The 16,662-nt window shown below is 49.1% G+C and carries 21 protein-coding genes; 20 read left to right on the plus strand and 1 reads right to left on the minus strand.

Annotation, left to right across the window (positions count from 1 at the left end):
* Positions 1 to 8 precede the first annotated feature (8 nt).
* From EXW96_RS26560 to EXW96_RS26620, 13 genes are all read left to right on the plus strand, one after another.
* Positions 9 to 359: a hypothetical protein gene (locus tag EXW96_RS26560; RefSeq protein WP_174351811.1), complete on the plus strand. Its 351-nt coding sequence runs from the start codon at positions 9 to 11 to the stop codon at positions 357 to 359.
* A complete protein-coding gene (locus EXW96_RS26565) occupies positions 352 to 630 on the plus strand; it encodes a phage gp6-like head-tail connector protein (protein WP_174351812.1) in 279 nt (92 codons plus the stop codon). Before EXW96_RS26560 ends, EXW96_RS26565 begins: the two co-directional genes overlap by 8 nt.
* Positions 631 to 960 (plus strand): phage head-tail adapter protein, encoded by a 330-nt coding sequence (locus EXW96_RS26570; RefSeq protein ID WP_174351813.1) that lies wholly within the window; start codon positions 631 to 633, stop codon positions 958 to 960. It abuts the gene before it with no gap.
* On the plus strand, positions 953 to 1,345 hold the full coding sequence (locus tag EXW96_RS26575) for an HK97 gp10 family phage protein (protein ID WP_174351814.1): 393 nt from the start codon (positions 953 to 955) through the stop codon (positions 1,343 to 1,345). The genes EXW96_RS26570 and EXW96_RS26575 overlap by 8 nt, the downstream gene beginning before the upstream one ends.
* Positions 1,342 to 1,677: a hypothetical protein gene (locus EXW96_RS26580; RefSeq protein WP_174351815.1), complete on the plus strand. Its 336-nt coding sequence runs from the start codon at positions 1,342 to 1,344 to the stop codon at positions 1,675 to 1,677. The genes EXW96_RS26575 and EXW96_RS26580 overlap by 4 nt, the downstream gene beginning before the upstream one ends.
* 5 nt (positions 1,678 to 1,682) lie before the next feature.
* A complete protein-coding gene (locus EXW96_RS26585; RefSeq protein WP_174351816.1) occupies positions 1,683 to 1,889 on the plus strand; it encodes an Acb2/Tad1 domain-containing protein in 207 nt (68 codons plus the stop codon).
* 17 nt (positions 1,890 to 1,906) lie between these two features.
* On the plus strand, positions 1,907 to 2,485 hold the full coding sequence (locus EXW96_RS26590) for a major tail protein (RefSeq protein WP_174351817.1): 579 nt from the start codon (positions 1,907 to 1,909) through the stop codon (positions 2,483 to 2,485).
* Positions 2,486 to 2,496: 11 nt separating this feature from the next.
* Positions 2,497 to 2,907 carry a hypothetical protein gene (locus tag EXW96_RS26595; protein WP_174351818.1) on the plus strand — a complete coding sequence of 137 codons (411 nt, stop codon included), beginning with the start codon at positions 2,497 to 2,499 and terminating at the stop codon, positions 2,905 to 2,907.
* A gap of 680 nt (positions 2,908 to 3,587) precedes the next feature.
* The gene (locus EXW96_RS26600) at positions 3,588 to 6,710 is read left to right on the plus strand and encodes a phage tail tape measure protein (protein WP_174351819.1); all 3,123 of its coding nucleotides are present in this window, start codon (positions 3,588 to 3,590) and stop codon (positions 6,708 to 6,710) included.
* The gene (locus tag EXW96_RS26605) at positions 6,707 to 7,276 is read left to right on the plus strand and encodes a distal tail protein Dit (RefSeq protein ID WP_174351820.1); all 570 of its coding nucleotides are present in this window, start codon (positions 6,707 to 6,709) and stop codon (positions 7,274 to 7,276) included. The genes EXW96_RS26600 and EXW96_RS26605 overlap by 4 nt, the downstream gene beginning before the upstream one ends.
* Positions 7,277 to 7,281: 5 nt before the next feature.
* A complete protein-coding gene (locus EXW96_RS26610) occupies positions 7,282 to 7,692 on the plus strand; it encodes a phage tail fiber protein (RefSeq protein ID WP_174351821.1) in 411 nt (136 codons plus the stop codon).
* Positions 7,693 to 7,793: 101 nt separating this feature from the next.
* Positions 7,794 to 8,213 (plus strand): phage distal tail protein, encoded by a 420-nt coding sequence (locus EXW96_RS26615; RefSeq protein WP_174351822.1) that lies wholly within the window; start codon positions 7,794 to 7,796, stop codon positions 8,211 to 8,213.
* Positions 8,214 to 8,225: 12 nt separating this feature from the next.
* Positions 8,226 to 10,142, plus strand: coding sequence for a phage tail protein (locus EXW96_RS26620; protein WP_254611595.1), 1,917 nt, complete (start codon positions 8,226 to 8,228; stop codon positions 10,140 to 10,142).
* Here EXW96_RS26620 and EXW96_RS26625 read toward each other — a convergent pair.
* Positions 10,139 to 10,699 (minus strand): stalk domain-containing protein, encoded by a 561-nt coding sequence (locus EXW96_RS26625; RefSeq protein WP_174351823.1) that lies wholly within the window; start codon positions 10,697 to 10,699, stop codon positions 10,139 to 10,141. The genes EXW96_RS26620 and EXW96_RS26625 overlap by 4 nt on opposite strands.
* A 111-nt stretch (positions 10,700 to 10,810) precedes the next feature.
* Here EXW96_RS26625 and EXW96_RS26630 point away from each other — a divergent pair, with 111 nt between their 5' ends.
* From EXW96_RS26630 to EXW96_RS28815, 7 genes are all read left to right on the plus strand, one after another.
* Entirely contained in the window at positions 10,811 to 12,739 is a 1,929-nt protein-coding gene (locus tag EXW96_RS26630; protein ID WP_174351824.1) for a hypothetical protein, read from the plus strand.
* 21 nt (positions 12,740 to 12,760) lie between these two features.
* The gene (locus tag EXW96_RS26635) at positions 12,761 to 13,033 is read left to right on the plus strand and encodes a hypothetical protein (protein WP_174351825.1); all 273 of its coding nucleotides are present in this window, start codon (positions 12,761 to 12,763) and stop codon (positions 13,031 to 13,033) included.
* Between the two features lie 98 nt (positions 13,034 to 13,131).
* Positions 13,132 to 14,406, plus strand: a complete 1,275-nt coding sequence (locus tag EXW96_RS26640) for an O-antigen ligase family protein (protein ID WP_375256483.1) — start codon at positions 13,132 to 13,134, stop codon at positions 14,404 to 14,406.
* Positions 14,407 to 14,501: 95 nt separating this feature from the next.
* Complete coding sequence (locus EXW96_RS26645) at positions 14,502 to 14,960, plus strand: phage holin family protein (RefSeq protein ID WP_174351827.1); 459 nt, start codon at positions 14,502 to 14,504, stop codon at positions 14,958 to 14,960.
* Positions 14,957 to 15,757, plus strand: a complete 801-nt coding sequence (locus tag EXW96_RS26650) for a peptidoglycan recognition protein family protein (RefSeq protein WP_174351828.1) — start codon at positions 14,957 to 14,959, stop codon at positions 15,755 to 15,757. The genes EXW96_RS26645 and EXW96_RS26650 overlap by 4 nt, the downstream gene beginning before the upstream one ends.
* A 361-nt stretch (positions 15,758 to 16,118) precedes the next feature.
* Positions 16,119 to 16,322, plus strand: coding sequence for a helix-turn-helix transcriptional regulator (locus EXW96_RS26655; protein WP_309225229.1), 204 nt, complete (start codon positions 16,119 to 16,121; stop codon positions 16,320 to 16,322).
* A gap of 253 nt (positions 16,323 to 16,575) precedes the next feature.
* The coding region (locus EXW96_RS28815; RefSeq protein ID WP_483874545.1) for a DUF7667 family protein at positions 16,576 to 16,662 on the plus strand (87 nt) is incomplete at its 3' end.

Below are 16,662 nucleotides of genomic sequence, written 5' to 3' on the forward strand. Positions count from 1 at the left end.
GAGATCACATGGCAAGGAAAAAGCCTGAAGTTGAACAATTAACAGAATTGAAGGCCACAACGAAAACAGAAGAAACCGTTTTGATCTGGCAAGCAAAGCAACCGTTGTCGGAAACCGAACATGAACAGTTGTCCAATAAGCTGCGATTTGAGCAGGAGAAAAGCGGAATAAAAATCGTTCTCGTACCATTTGCGGTAAACGCGGCTGTTGATGATGGCTTAGGAGATCCGGCTGGGCCAGAGGGTTATCCTGGGCAAACCAATGACGGGCAAATTTCTGAGTCAAACCTCAACACTACGCAAATTAATGATTCAGTACAGGGCTTGACCGAAAAACAAACGGGGACTAGCAATGACTGATATCGAGTTACTCACCGAGTGTAAAAAAGGTTTGAGCCTTCCTGTAGATGGTACCGACTTTGACGGTGTACTTATGCAAAAGATTCGGGTCGTGAAATCATTCCTGAAAGGCGCTGGCGTATCAGAAACCATGCTCGCGGATGATCTGGCCGTCGGCGTGATTGTGCTCGGCGTAACTGACATCTGGAACTTGACAGGCGGGGAGACGAAGTTCTCGCCCGCCTTTTATGTCATGGCGAATCAATTAGCATATCGAAGCCAGGTGGTTTAAATGGCGACGATGAAGCGAAGTCAAATGGCCCGCTACGACAAAGTCTTTTTTCTGATGTCGAGCACCATCACTAGGGACGAGGATGGGAATCAAATCCCGTCCTATTCCGAAAAGAAGGTGTTCGGGCGTGAGTTGAACGTAAGCGACTCAGCATTCTACAATGCCGCGGCCGCTGGCCTTCGCCCGGAAAAGCAATTGGAGACTTACTCTGTCCATTATTTGGGCCAACAAAAGCTTAAATATGAAGGGATCGTCTACAGCATCATTCGGACAAGGAATAACGGCGACAAAGTGATTTTGGTTTGTGAAAGGGTGAGCGGAAGTGGCTAACATCTCAATCGATCAACTGGCCGCTGCAATAACAGACGCCGTTCGCGAGTACACGGAAGACGTCATTAATGCTATTGAAACTAAAGTTGATGAAACGGCCACTGATGTATTGGAGGAAACGATTCGCCTGGCACCAAAACGAACAGGCAAATATGCGAAAGGCTTTGTTCAAACCCGTCGCACTTTGGCTTCACACGGTTATCGAGGCTATACGGTTTGGAACAAGAAGCATTATCGCCGTGTACATCTGCTGGAATTCGGGCACGCCAAGCGTGGAGGCGGCCGGGTGCGGGCTTTTCCACACTTGCGACCAGCCTATGAAAAGCACGCTGCCAAGTTGCCGGATGAGATTAAGCGGATCATCCGGAATGGGGGCGGAACATGACGAATGCCGAATTAATTCAAGCGCTCAAGGCGATCGGATACCCGGTCGCCTATTCGCATTTCGTGAGCACGCCCGAAAATCCCGCTCCTCCACCACCGTTTATTACGGTCCAATTTGCTTTTTCCGGTGACGTGATGGCCGACAACTTAAATTATGTTGAGGTCAGCAACTATCAGGTTGAGCTCTACACTACCAAAAAGGACGTTGCAACGGAGAAGCTTGTCCAGGACAAACTCAAGGAATTGCGGATGCCATACTCCAAAACGGCAACATGGCTGGATGAGGAAAAGCTCTTTCAAACCATTTACGAAATTCAATTGATCGGAGAGTGAAGGCTGTGAATCAGCAAATCGAAAACAATTTTAAGTATCACGCTCCCAAAGACGGACAACCCGAAAGATACCAAGCAATCCGGGAGAAGGCAAAGGAACTGGCCTATCTGATCGATGAGCTTTGTCCCAATAGCCGCGAAAAGTCGTTGGCGATGACAAATCTGGAGCAAACGGTATTCTGGGCGAATGCCGGTATTGCTAGAAATGAATAAGGAGGTTGAAACCGAACATGTCTCAAAACAAAGTAACGTTTGGACTCGAAAAAGTCCATATCGCGTTCGTAGACGCACAAGCTGCCGAACAACCGGCTTGGGAGACACCTATTGCCATCCCCGGAGCTGTCCGCTGGACGCCGACGACGGTTGGTGAGGCAAGTACGTTTTACGCTGACAACACCGCCTATTTCACGGTGACCGCGAACAACGGATACACCGGGGAATTGGAAATGGCCAACGTGCCGGATGCAGTGTTGGCCGAAATGCTTGGCTGGGAAATTGACAATAACGGTGCGCTGATTGAAATTTCGGATGCTATTCCGAAAAAGTTCGCACTTTTGGGCCAGGTTCAAGGCGACAAGCGCAACCGGCGTTTTGTCTATTACGATTGCGTAGCTGCACGGCCGGCAAAAGAACGCACGACGAAAAATGAGTCGATCACGCCGGCAACAGATGTTTTAAGCCTGACAATCTCACCTATTGAGATTGATGGCCGGATGCTCGTTAAGGGCGATCTGGAACTTTCCGATACCAACGCAACAGCTTATAACGGCTTTTTCAACGCGGTATACACTCCGACGTTTACACCATAAGGGGGATGCACATGCGCGAGCTGAATATCGGGGATCAAACGGTAAGAGTCAGGGCGACGCCCCTGGCTCTTTTGTTTTATAAGCAGGAATTCAAGACTGACTTACTTGGAGATTTTTTGAAAATGGCACAGGGAATGGTCGGCCTCCAAGCACTTTCCGGCAGTAATCAGCAACTGGACTTGAAAGATATTAACCTCGGTCAATTGGACTCCGTTATGTTTTTGCAGCTTATCTGGGCAATGGCAAAGGCGGACGCTTTAGGTAAACAGTTTCCGTCTTTCGTAGAGTGGGTTAGCTCGTTTGAATCGTTTGATCTCTTCGACTCTGAAATTTTGACGGCTGTTATGGAGGAAGCGACAAGCGGCTTTTTTCGTGCCGGAGCGAAAGGACTCAAACAAACAGTCCAGCAAGCCCAGCGATAAACCAGAGATCGATATACTTGGGCTGGGCAAGCGTATAGGTTTGTCGTTTGCAGAAATGAACGAATTGCGAGTCCGCGACCTGTTTGATATGGCGGACTTTTTCTTTGGTCGGATGAACGATGAACCAAGAGAAGCAACGCAAGAGGACATAGATGCATTTTACCGGGGGTGAATTGGTTGCTAGAACTGACATGCAACGAAGGCTGTGGCCAGGAATTTATACTGATCAGTTACGGGACCGAAGCTGTCAAAGACGACATCGAGCGGGTTGGCTTTTCGTGCCCTCATTGCGGCAAAGTGTATACGGCATATTATCAAAATTCTGTCACAAAAAAGATTCAAGAGGAGCTTTCCGCTTTACAGCGCAAACTGCGAAAAGGTATATCAGCCAAACAGGCTGAATCTCTCGACAAGCGAATTCGAAAAACGAAAAGGAAACTCGCTACAGCAATGGACAATTTGCGAAAAGAAGTTGAAGCGAGCTGATGACGATGGAGAAAGTTAAATGCCCGAAATGCGGGCAAACATTATTTTATGCGAACAGGGCTGACCTTGAAATTAAGTGTCAGCGTTGCAAACAAATCGTTACTGTGAAAATCCAAGGACAGAGCCAGAGCCGCACATAGTAGCGAGCCAAGTGCCTGCCTTTTTCTTTTTCCGGGGAAAGGCAGGCGAATCAAATGGCCGAAACAATTAAAGGGATCAACGTTGTCATTGGTGCGGAGACGTCCGGGCTGTCTGCAGCCCTGTCGGATGTGAACAAACGGGCGCGAGACATCCAGTCAGAGCTAAAACAGGTCGATAAGCTCCTGAAATTGGACCCGACGAACACGGAACTGGTTGCACAGAAGCAGCAGTTGCTTTCGCAGGCGGTGGAGAATACTCGCGAAAAGCTGAACCGGCTGAAATCGGTGCAAGAACAGGTAAACGAGCAATTCCAAAAAGGCCAGATCAGCGAGGGCCAGTACCGAGCGTTTCAGCGGGAGGTTGCGAAAACAGAAGCCGAGCTCCGGAATCTGGAAGACCGCCTCTCCGATGTCACGACAGAGCTTGGCGATCAAAGCGGCTTTGTGAAAAAGCTTGGTAAAGACTATCAGGAATCGTTTGAACAGGCCAAACAATCGCTCGGGAATACCTTCGAACAAGCCAAAAAGCTGGGTGCCGGCATGACGGCGGCCGGCGCTGCGATTGCTGCAGGCTTGGGCGTGGCTGTGAAGGGCGCTGCCGACTTTGAACAGGGCATGGCAAACGTTTATTCGGTCATGGCGCCGGATGAAGTCGCTCAGTTCAAGGACGAGCTTAAGGACTTGGCCGTTACCATGGGGGCGCAAACCAAATACAGCGCAACCGAAGCAGCGCGCGGCATCGAGGAACTGGTCAAAGCCGGTGTAAGTGTCCAGGACATCCTAAATGGAGGTCTGTCGGGCGCTTTATCTTTGGCGACGGCTGGCGAGCTGGAGCTGGCGGACGCTGCCGAGATTGCAAGCACGGCGCTCAATGCGTTCAAGGATGATGCCATCACCGTTCAGCAGGCTGCCGACATTCTGGCCGGCGCAGCGAACGCCTCCGCGACGAGCGTCGGAGAACTCAAATTTGGTCTGTCCCAGGTATCCGCTGTAGCATCCGGCGTTGGGCTATCATTTGAAGACACTGTAACGGCACTTGCGGCGTTTGCACAAAACGGGCTGAAAGGTTCTGATGCAGGCACAGCGTTAAAAACCATGTTGATGCGCCTAACGCCTACTACGGATGATGCTGCCGCCGAATTTGAAAGGTTGGGACTGTACTCTTTTAACGCCCAAAAAGCTCTGCAGTATTTAGCCGAAAATGGTGTTACCCCTGCATCTACGGCTACAAAAGATATTGTAGATGCTATGATGACTTATTCGGCAGAACTTGAAGGCGTAAAAGTTGGAACGGATAAGGCAAATAAAGCGTTCAACGAAATGGCCTTTAACTCCGGGGCTATGTCGTCGGCATTTTATGATTCCAACGGCAACCTCAAGTCGATGGCCGAGATTGCGGATATTTTACAAAATGCTTTAAAAGGCATGACCGCGGAACAGCGTCAGGTCACACTCAACACCCTATTTGGGTCAGACGCCATCCGCGCCGCGAACATCCTCTACAAAGAGGGTGCAGACGGCATCAAGGCTATGGCGGAGGCCATGGGCAAAATATCTGCCGAAGATGTAGCTGCCCAAAAGATGAACACCTTCAGGGGAGCGCTTGAAGAACTCAGCGGTTCGGTGGAGACTGCCCAGATATCGATCGGCACCGCGTTAATTCCGGCGTTACGGATGCTGGTCAGTATTGTCCAATCAGTTGTTGACGTGTTTAATAGTTTTCCGCCAAGCGTCCAGACGACCATCGCCATCATCGGCGCTATTGTTTCTGCTCTTGCATTGATTACTGGGCCGCTGCTTCTATTGATTGGGTTTATCCCGCAAATTGTCGCGGGTTTTGCGATGCTTACTCCAGTTTTGTCGGCGGTGGGCGCTGCATTTACCACGCTTACCGGTCCGGTGGGTCTAGCCATAGCTGCCATTGTAGCCGGAGCAGCTTTGATCATCGCCAACTGGGATTCGATCAAGGATTTCTTTGTCGGATTGTGGGACAACATTTCGTCCGCCACATCGACGGCATGGGAAGCGATCACTTCCGGTTTGTCTGCCACGTGGGAAGCTATTAAAAACACCACTTCGTCCGTGTTTGAAGGTATCGCAACTTTCTTCACGGATGTATGGAGCGGCATTGTATCGTTCCTCACGGACACCTGGAACGGCCTTAAGTCGGTAGCTCAGACGGCATTCGCGGCAATCATTGATGTGATTCGTCCGATCATGGATGGCTTCCGAACGTTCTTTTCGGGCGTCTGGGAGGCAATCAAAAACATTTTCGGCGGCGCTCTCCTGCTCATCATTGATTTAGTGACGGGAGACTTTGAAAACCTGAAAAAAGACGCTGAGGCTATCTGGAATAATCTGAAAGAAGCCTTCGGTGACATTTGGGACGGCATCAAGCAGGTATTTTCCGGGGCGCTCGATTTGATATCGAAAGCGCTGAGTGCGGCGTGGAGCGGCATTAAGTCGGCAGCGGAATCGGCATGGAACGGAATACAGTCGGCCATATCCACAATCATCACCGCAACATCGACATGGATTAAAGATACTTGGAACACGCTTCTTGATTGGTTCCGAGAACTGCCTAGCAAGCTTTATACAATCGGCTCGGACATGTTTACCAAGATGCGGGATGCTGTAATCTCCACGGTGGCAACTGTTAAAGATGCAATTGTAACTGGGATAACGGCCGCAATCGATTGGGTTCGAGAGCTTCCGTCAACTATGCTGCAGCTTGGAAAAGACATGATTCAAGGATTCGTCAATGGTATCAAAAACATGGCGGGTGCCGTTGGGGAAGCGGTCAAAGGTATCGCGGATAGAGTAACCGGTGGACTGCGGGACTTTCTGGATATCCGCTCCCCATCTCGTGTGTTAATGCGTCTCGGGGAGTACACAGGCGAGGGCTTTGCGAGAGGGATTGGTAATTCGATAACCGATGTACGCCAAAAAGCTGCTGACATGGCCGCAACGGCTGCCGATGTACTGTCCGGCACGGCGGCTCCAACGGCGCAGATGGCCGGCGTTTCCGGGTCAGGAGGAGCCGCCGTCTACAATTTTGAGGGAATGTTTGCCGGTGCTGTGCTCCAGATCAGAAACGAAAACGATATTGAAGCAATCGCTCGAGCTATATTCAACCGAGCAAGCCAGGCACAACGGAGTATAGGGGGTATACTATGACCGCGTTTATATGGCTTGGAGATAAATCTAATGAAGATTTTGGTTTTATCGTCCGTGGCACATCCAAACGTCCAGCCCTTCCAAGTACAGTAGATCGCACATTGACAATTCCGGGACGCAATGGTCAATGGGACTTTGGCGCAGATATGGGCCCGCGTCCATTTGTCCTAGATTGTGCTTTCATTACGCGCAACGCCAACGAATTACAACAACAGGCTGTTGCGCTGGCTGCACACTTGATCGACAGTTACGGCAAGCCACGCACATTGGAATTGCGGTTTCGTGAACGACCAGGGCAGTTTTTTACCGTGCGCTTTGTCGGTTCTTTTGATATTGATCGCATTATTGGGACAGGGGTGTTTTCACTTCCTTTTACGGCGTTTGACCCGTGGGCGAACGCTGATGCTGAACGGATATTCGAGGACACTGTTACTACATCGCCGTATGTGACGACGATTCAGTCAACGGGGGAGATCCGAACGCCGCCGGTTATCGTTTTGGCCAATCAAGGGCCGACGACAATCCAGCACTTTAAAATCGAGAACGAATATTTAGTTGAGGGGTGAATGTCATGGCAGAAGTTGCATTGTCCAAATCAAACTATTGGAAGACAGCGGCAATCAACGCCGCGCTAAGAGGACAGAACTTTACGGCCCCAACGGCACTTTACGTCGCTCTATATACGTCCAATCCCACTGCCGCTGATACGGGGCAGGAAGTGAGTGGGGGAGGGTATGCGCGTCAGGCAATAACATTCTCAGCCCCGACACTTGCAGCCGATCAGGCAAAGACAAGCAATACAGCAGACATCAATTTCCCGGTGGCTACAGCCGATTGGGGGACGGTGACGCATATCGGGATTCGCAGCGCAGCAACAGGCGGCAACTTACTCTATCACGGGCCGGTTAACAGCCCTCGTACGATTTTGGCCAACGACCGGGCGCGGTTTTTGACGGGATCGATACAAGTGAGTGAGGGCTAATGTTCAACCGGAGCGGATTTAACTGGACGCCTTATAATCTCCCGGGTGTGGCAACTATCATCTTGTTCAACTCAGTCATGTCCGGTGCAGGTGCGTTATCAGTGCTGCTCAATACTGATCAAGCCATGTATGCGGCCATGTCCGGAGCGGGATCAATCGAAGCCGTTTACGTCCGCGAGATCGTCTTTGACTCAGACATGTCCGGCGCGGGATCGATTGGCGCGATCTATGTCCGCGAGCGCAATATGCAGTCGAACATGTCCGGCGCAGGTTCATTAGCAGCAAACTTATCCAAATACCACATCGATTATATCGAGTTTGACGGTGAGTTTGAGCCTGGTGACAGGATTGTCATTGATTCTAACACACTAACGGTCACAATCAACGGTCAGAACGCGCTGCAACAGACGACGGGCGATTTTTTCGATTTAGCCCTTGGAGCAAACAAGATCACATATACCGATACGTCCGGAAGCCGCAATGTCATTTTACGGATTACGCACCGCGATAAATTTGTGTAGGGGGTAATTATCTTGCCAGCAGCACCGGTGACGGTTTACGACAATAACATGCGCCGCGTGGCGCTTTTGGAAAACGCCTTTACAGTCGGATATGAGACGCCGCTCAACGGACTTTGGACGGCGTCTTTTTCCTTGCCTGCCAACGACCCTAAGAATGCGGAATGCCAACCCTTGCGTTTCGTGGAGTTGTATGACGGCCGTGAGCGCGTGGAACTGTTCCGCATCCTCCCGACGACCGCAAAGCGAAGCAGCGACGGAAAAACGGTTACGTATAGTTGTGAACATGTCCTTGCAACACTGATCGACGATGTACTTTTTCAATATCACACAATCGGCAACCTTGGCGTGTATACGGCAGAAGTGCTGGCTTATATCCTACAGCGTCAAACTGTTCAGCGCTGGCAGCTCGGAACGGTCGAGTTTGCTCGGCAGTTTGAGTATAACTGGGAAAATGAAACGCTGCTTGCGGCTATTATGAGTGTTCCGAAGCCATTTGACGTAGGGTATCAGTGGACGTGGGACACGACAGTTTATCCTTGGAAGCTGAACCTTGTTGCAGCATCCAGTGAGGTTGCAGCCTTTATTCGATATGGCATCAACATGCAGGGCGTGGAAAGAGTCGTTGACCCGTCGAACGTTTGTAACCGACTCTATGCGCTCGGATACGGCGAGGGCGTCAATCAGTTGACGTTTGCCGATATCAATGGAGGTAAGCCCTATGTCGAGGATACCGCGTCACAGGCACAATACGGCATTATCTCCCGCGTATGGGTGGATCGTCGGTTTGAGTATCCGGAAACGCTCTTGGCACGGGCTGAGGCACTGCTGGACGAAATGAAGCAACCGCGCGTGTCGTATACGGTACAAGCGTCCGAAATCCATCGATTGACCGGGCAGGATATATATCGGTTTAGGACCGGGACGAATGTACGGGTACAAGATAAAGATTTGGGCATCGACATTACGGCTCGTGTTGTTAACGTCCGCAAACGTGATCTATATGGTGCTCCGGGAGCCGTTGAAATTGAAATTGCGAACCGTCCGCAAGACATAGCTGGGACAATTGCTGAACTTGCCAATAGGCAACGAATAAACGAGGTATACGCACAAGGGGCGACGAATCTCGTTTCGCACGACTTTGCGGACAACGCCGATCCGACGCACCCGGCCATTCTCAGATTGTATATACCGGAGGAGACGGCGCGAATAAACAAAATGCAACTATCGTATCAAGTCGAGGCATTCCGGGCATATGAACGTGCTATAGCAGCAGCCCCCGCCATAACATCCGGCCCGAGCAGCACCAGTACGACAGCAGCGGGAGGTCAAACGACGTCAGGCCCAAGCAGCACGAGTACGACTGTCCCTAGTGGCGGTCAGCATCTAACGGATACATCGAGTGGAGGCAGCTGGGAAATATCGGGTAGCTATGGCACACCTGAAGTGTCCCAACTTACTGGATATCATGATCATGGAATAAGCGCCGGAACTGTCCTCGTCGACAAGGATGGCGGCTGGCATACATGGGTGCCTTCCGGAAATCACCGCCATGGACTTGTCCCACACACCCACTCTTATGCGACAATTGATCATGTTCACGGGATGGACCATACTCACCAAATTGCGGCTCATGTCCACGGAATGGATCACACCCATATCATACCGTCCCATACTCATGAGATAGAATACGGGATATTTGAAGGGCCTACGCCGACAAGCATAGAGGTTCAAGTCGACGGCAACTTGCTTACGGGACTCGGAACGAGCGTTCAAGACGTGGACATCATACCGTATTTGTCGAAAGATGGATCAGGGAAGGTTAATCGGGGCTGGCATGAAATAAAAATAACGCCCAATGGTCTCGGGCGTATAGTGGCAAATCTAAATTCTCAAATATTCGTGCAGTCTCGCGGAGGCGGGAATTTCTAATCTACTATTCCGACAGCTCGTAAATCAGAGAGTTTAAGTTGAGTCTCGGAATCTTTAATTCTTAACCCTATATTACCGGATGAAGTTTTTCCGCCAATAATTTCATCACCGTTACGAATGAATTTTATTTCAATAACCAATTCATTCTTTGATAATGACAAGGAATTGCTGTTAGCGTTGATTTTAATACCGAAATTTTGGGTTAGTTCTTGAAGCGAAATCCATTCATCAGTAATTGTTTCCATACTACTGCCTCCTTTAGTTTGATTTGTTGTTGATCCTCCGGCGCTCCCGGTACCAAGTTTATTATCCAATTTAATTGTACGACTATCGGCGTCATAGTCCAACCGGAATCCGAGCAGTCCGGCTACCTCACGGACAGGCAAGTACGAGGTTCCGTCGACAACGAGTGGATCAGTTTTTAGCTCTTTAACCTCTCCGTTGACAACAAAATTAAACTTACCAAACACAGCTTGTACCGTTTCGCTCGCGGCAAGCGCCGTTCCTGCTGATCCGATCAAGAGTCCGAGCGCAAGGGCGACTATCGTCTTTTTCAAAGCGATCATCTCCTTTTAATCTTTTACTTGCATTATACCATATATTACCGATCAAGCCCCGGGGTTGGTTTCAGGGGTTTATTTTAATTGGCGTGAGGAGGTCAAATAAGAATGGCACAACAACCTATGTATCCTGGCCAAGTCAACAGCCCTCAAACAGAGCTCGCCAGCGCAATCGATGATGTGCAAACAACAGTTCCTGTAATGGACGCCTCTGTTCTACCAGCCGCGCCGAATCTGCTGGTAATCGGCGGCGGAGAAGATGCGGAAACTATCCTTTACACTGGCATATCCGGCGATAACTTAACAGGTGTGACACGAGGATTCCAGGGCGCGGCGAAAGCATGGGGGAGTGGTGTAAAAGTCGGGAGATTTTTTACAGCTTACGACCATGACGCTTTTAAGAATAATATCGCGGACCACGAGACGCGCGTAACGAGTATCTACGATGATGTAGACCATCGTGGGGTTAACATTCGCCGTGAAGGGGCCGATCCGACCGGGACAGAGGATAGTTCTTCTGTAATTGTCTCGATTCTTGCCAATGCTAACGCCGCTTTCTTACCGGAAGGCGAATATTTGATTAGTGAGGACATTACAATCCCGGCAGGTAAGGCGTTGGCCTTTGCTCCCGGTGCAAAGATTAAGCCTGCATCCGGGGTGACAGTGACGATCTACGGACAGATTGAAGCGAATCCTTTTGATCACATATTCGATTTGTCACTGGGCGGCAATATCAGCATGACCACGGCGAGCGTCGATTGGGTGTACCCCCAATGGTTTGGAGCCGTAAATGACTACAATCCTACAACGGGGGAGGGGACAGATAATTCAGATGCGTTTGAGAAGGCCCTTGCCGCATTCTCCCGGGTATTCGTGCTCCGGGGGCGTTACAAAATCACTCGCAGCCTCAACGTGGCATCGGGGAAACAACTGATAGGATTTAGCCGTTCGTCCTCTGTCATTGTACAGACATCGGATAACATTCCAATCTTCTACTCCGGCGGCGAAGGCATACGAATTGGAGACTTGAGACTGGAGTACAAAAACTTTCAGCCTAGTGCAAATAAGTGGGGCAACGCTATCCATGTTCAAAAGCTCTATGAAAGTGTCATCGAACGATTGAGTGTTTCTAACGCAGCAAGTTTCATCTACTGCGAACGTTATAGTACCAGTGATACAGATACGTCACAGAACTATATTTATAGTACCACGATCCGGGACATTCGTATTTCCAATTATTCGAGACACATCATGTATTTGTCCTCTATCAACGCTGGGAATACGGGATGTATTTTCAGCAATATTTACTCGAACAACTGGGATAATTTTGAGCAGGGAACAAAACGGACAGCGATTAACGGTTTTGTCTTCAAGAATTTTTCCGAAAGCTTTGCGTCTCAGCTAAATGTGGAGCATACGAAACTGACCAACTGCTTTGTGTTCGACAACTGCGAGAGCTTCAAGCTGATTAGCTTCCACATCGAGGGAGCAGACAACAATAACAATTACAATGCGTTTTTTGACATCCAAGGTTCCAATGTGGAAGTCGATACCGGGATGGTTTCGTTCAGTAATGTCAGCGTGGCTAACATCTATGGACTGGTTCGGTTTAAGAATACGGCAACGGGAGATACCGCCGTTTTCCGCAATATCAAGATTCGGAACGTAACCGTGTCGGGCGGGGGCAGCGGATATCTGCTCTATGCAGGAGCCGAAACGAACGCCGGAAGTGTTTCCTTTGAGAACGTTAAGTATGACAACTTTTCGCAAGTGTTTGTACAGAACAATAACATTTTCCCGCCACTGGTCAGAAGGATCAATGAGGATTTGTTCTATTATAAGGTTGGGGGTAAGGTGATCACGTACGGCACCCTGATGCCGACGACTGGTACGTGGAATAATGGGGACGAGAAACGGAACACGCTTAGGATAGAGGAAGGCGATCCTGGCAGCAAGTATGTCGTCGTTGGCTGGACTTGTATCGCCAGCGGTACACCGGGAACCTGGGTCGAGATGAAGGTACTGACAGGAAATTAAGTAAGGGGAGGAGGTAGTTAAATGGCATTCATTATCAGTACGAGCGCAGAATCTGGCATCATAATTACCGATTCCTATGCTCGGGTAGACAGTATATTCGGGTCAAAAACGAGCTTGGCATTTACGCTAAACTATTACATTGACCAATCTGCATTTATTAGTGGAAATGCCTTTGTGAAACAAGAGCGGTATGAGTTTGCGCCGTCGGTAGAAGAAGGATCGTCTAATTTTATCAAACAAGCTTACGAATACTTAAAAACTTTGTCGAATTTTGTAAATGCAGAAGACGCATAAGATGAATAAGAAAATGTACCCATTTTTATGAAAGGTGTGGTATTATTGATCTGAAAGTAGGATACAAAATGTATCAAGGGGTGGGGGGAATTTTGTTGGTGCCAAATAAAACATTAACGCTAGTCGCATTCTTATTCGCCGCGGTGGTATGCCTTATCCCGGACAGCAAAGCAACCGTGTTCTACCAAGTACCTACACCGATCGGGACTTTATCGCCGGATAAGGTATTGGTATTAAGTGCGATGTATCTTTCGTTCATTTCTTTGATGATCTCTCGGGCCAAAATAATAGCGTTGCCCAAATTCCCGGTGCTGATCATGTCGACTTACCTTTTCTGTATCATATTTTCATCCTATCTATCCGTCGTAACGGGGGAAGGATATTTCCAAATCAACTCTCTCGTGTTTATGCTAATCATGAACTTTGGTGTGTTTTTTGCAGTGTATCTGCTCGCCTCAAATTATGATTCTTTCAGGATCAAATTTATAAAGGGTGTAATTTTTCTCAGTACATTCAACGCCATTTTGGCAATTTTGCAGTTCATCACCCGGCAACCGTTATTGATCGAAGGGTATCTATTGCGTGAAAGGGGCTTTTTTGCTGCGGGCGACCGTATCACCCGTTCGTTTGGCTTTCAAGGGGAGCCGTTGGCACTCGGGACTGTCTGCATGGTAGGGCTCATTATGGCGCTCGGGATGATTGTTGAGCATCGGCGGAGTGGAAAAGGAGCCAAATGGTATATTATAAGTGCCCTCATCCTCTCCTTTGGGCTATTGACCAGTTTCTCGCGCGGAAACATTTTTGCCACAACCATTGTGCTCGTACTATTTTTGGTGGCTTACAAGATTAAGATCAGCTTTAAACTGATGTTTAGATTTGGCCTCTTGTGTGCTGCGATATTCGCCGTACTGTATCAAACCGGGATATGGCAATCGTTCGTTACTCGTATCGCTCGAACGGATGATGAGTCTTATAGCCATCGTTTCAGTGTGATTTCTAACATTTGGGACGCTTTTAACGAATTTGGTGCTATCATGCTCTTTGGTCTTTCCCCTGGTGCGGGTGTAAGTATTCGCCACATTACAGGGGTGCTCGACAATAATTTCATCAAAATATTGTATGAGTCCGGCATGATTGGGTTTGTTCTTTTTCTGTCAGCCATTCTGATTTTGTTATTCAAAACAAAAGCAACACTGCTAAAACTCTGTTTGGTGGCCTTATTGCTGAACATGAACACCTACGAATTGACTGCGTACAGCAGTATTGGAACGCTGTTTTTTGTGATACTCGCTCTGCTTGCTGCTGACTATATACCAAAAAGACGACATTCCTCCGCGCCAATTATAGCGAGTAAGGCGATACGCTCAAGTTGACAAAAATAAGGCATAACTTAAATTAGCACAAATATCAAGCCCCGAGCTGATCGGGGTATTTTTTATGCCCGTGAAAGGGCGGAGAGGGGTCATTTATGCAAATTAGACAGTTAGGCGCATTGGTCATTACGGCCGCAGCTGGAGATACCAAAGGGGAAACGGCGATCGGTGGAGTTGTGGCCTTTATTGGTTTGATCGCAAGCCAATACTTGGGAGGCTGGGATACGGCGCTGAAGGTGCTGGTATTCCTTATGATTGCTGATTATATCAGCGGGCTTCTCGGGGCCGTTAAGACGAAAACCGTTAACAGCGAGATCATGTTTTGGGGCGGCATCCGCAAGGGCGTTGTGCTGGGAGTGATCGCACTGGCCGTACTGCTGGACGAGTTAATCGGAGGAGAAGTCCCGGTATTTAGAACGATCGCTCTGTACTTTTACTCTGGTCGCGAGGGATTGTCAGTTGTCGAAAACCTGGGTGTTCTTGGTGTGCCGTTACCGCCAGCATTAACAAAGTTTTTGGAGCAACTGCAGCAGAAAGGTGATGGCCAACAATGACCTCTTTCAAAATGAAATACCCGATCATCCAGCGGTACTTATCGGGGCCAAGTAAACGCCGGCCCTGCCTATCGCTGGCTCGCTGCAGGTTTATGGTGGCCCACGATACCGGTAATCCCGGATCAACGGCCGCAGCCAATGTGTCTTATTATGAACGTACGCATGCCGATGTGTACCAATCCGCTCATATTTTTGTGGATGATAAGGAGATTATCGAATGCATCCCCTTTTTGACCGGTCCGGCGGAGAAGGCATACCATGTCATTTATGATGTAAAGACGGACAATGCCAGATATGGGGCCGATGCGAACGATGCAGCTGGTGGCGTGGAGCTCTGCTATGGCGGCAAGATCGACAATCAGGAAGCGTATAAGCGGTATGTGTGGGTCATGGCTTACAGCTGCTACCGCTACGGGCTCAATCCGGCTACAGACATCACAGGGCATTACATTCTCGACCCGGCGCGGCGAACAGATCCGCAGAATGCGCTGCAGCTGCTTGGGAAGACGTTCACCGATTTTGTGGCTGATGTGGCTAAGGAATATGCAGATTGCTTGGAGGAGGATGACGATATGTCAAGACCGTTGGATTTGAATCTTAAGCAGTGGCGGCAACTGGGAGATCAGCTTACCGGGTTGAGCCAGCTTCCGGGCGGTCCGGACGGCGATCCGCTGATTTCTTATGAGTGGGCCGAAAAGTCATACAAGCAGGAACTCACTGGTTCGCAGGCTGCATACCTAGCACTGATGATTGTATCACGCATGGCCGGAGTTGCGGCACCGATGAGAGATGAATGATAGAGTTCCCTGCTGGCTTGAGCTTCGGAAGGGATCCGGTCGGCCTGTTCAATAATTCAGAAAATATAACTTTTTGAGCCCTCTTTCCTTTGGGATGGGGGGCTTTTTTATTGGCTACGGCTGGTGGGGGCATTTTTTTTGTTTTATCATAAGTACTAAAGATTAGTACAGGAATCGGAAATGAATTAAGCCCCTGAGGTGCTTCCTCAAGGGGCTCTTGCCGGTGCTTCCGGACAAGTAAAATATACCATATATCTCCAATCGTGTAAACCATATATTTCGCCAAAAGCTCCTATGTTTCTTTGAAGGATTCGACAAGCTTGTCCGTCGAATTCTGTTCGGTGAGGTGATCTGCGTGGCAGTGAAAAATAACTTGAAGGATATTCGATTCGAACATAGGATGAACCAGATCGAGTTCGCTGAGTTTCTAGGATTGCCGCAACAACAGTACAACCGTTATGAGAATCAACGAACACAACCTAGTCTTGAATTGGCGTTGAAAATAAGCGGTAAAGTAAACCGTCCAGTAAATGATCTGTTTTATCTGACAAGCCCTGAAACTTAGTGTGCAATTTTTACAACTATCCAGTCAACTTCTACGCATGAGCGCATATACTGTATCATCAACCGAAAAGGAGATGGGTTACAGTGAAGAAACAAACGGTCTATCGCTTCAGTTATGACGGCAGCCGGATCCGGACTATCCGAGAAACGCAGGAACCGCTGCGCGAGGACGGTCCGCTCAAGCGTCATGCTCATTGGTCTGTAATAATCCTTGGCGCTCTTGCCTGCTATGGGTGGTGGCATCTATGGACGTGATGCCTATCCACCAACGGCTGGCGGAACTATGGATCAAGAACATACGGAGTCCTCTTACACCGGAGGAAATAAAGGAGATGGATCAT

Origin of the sequence: Paenibacillus sp. JMULE4 (genome assembly GCF_013337105.1) — a bacterium.
Classification (GTDB): domain Bacteria; phylum Bacillota; class Bacilli; order Paenibacillales; family NBRC-103111; genus Paenibacillus_G; species Paenibacillus_G naphthalenovorans.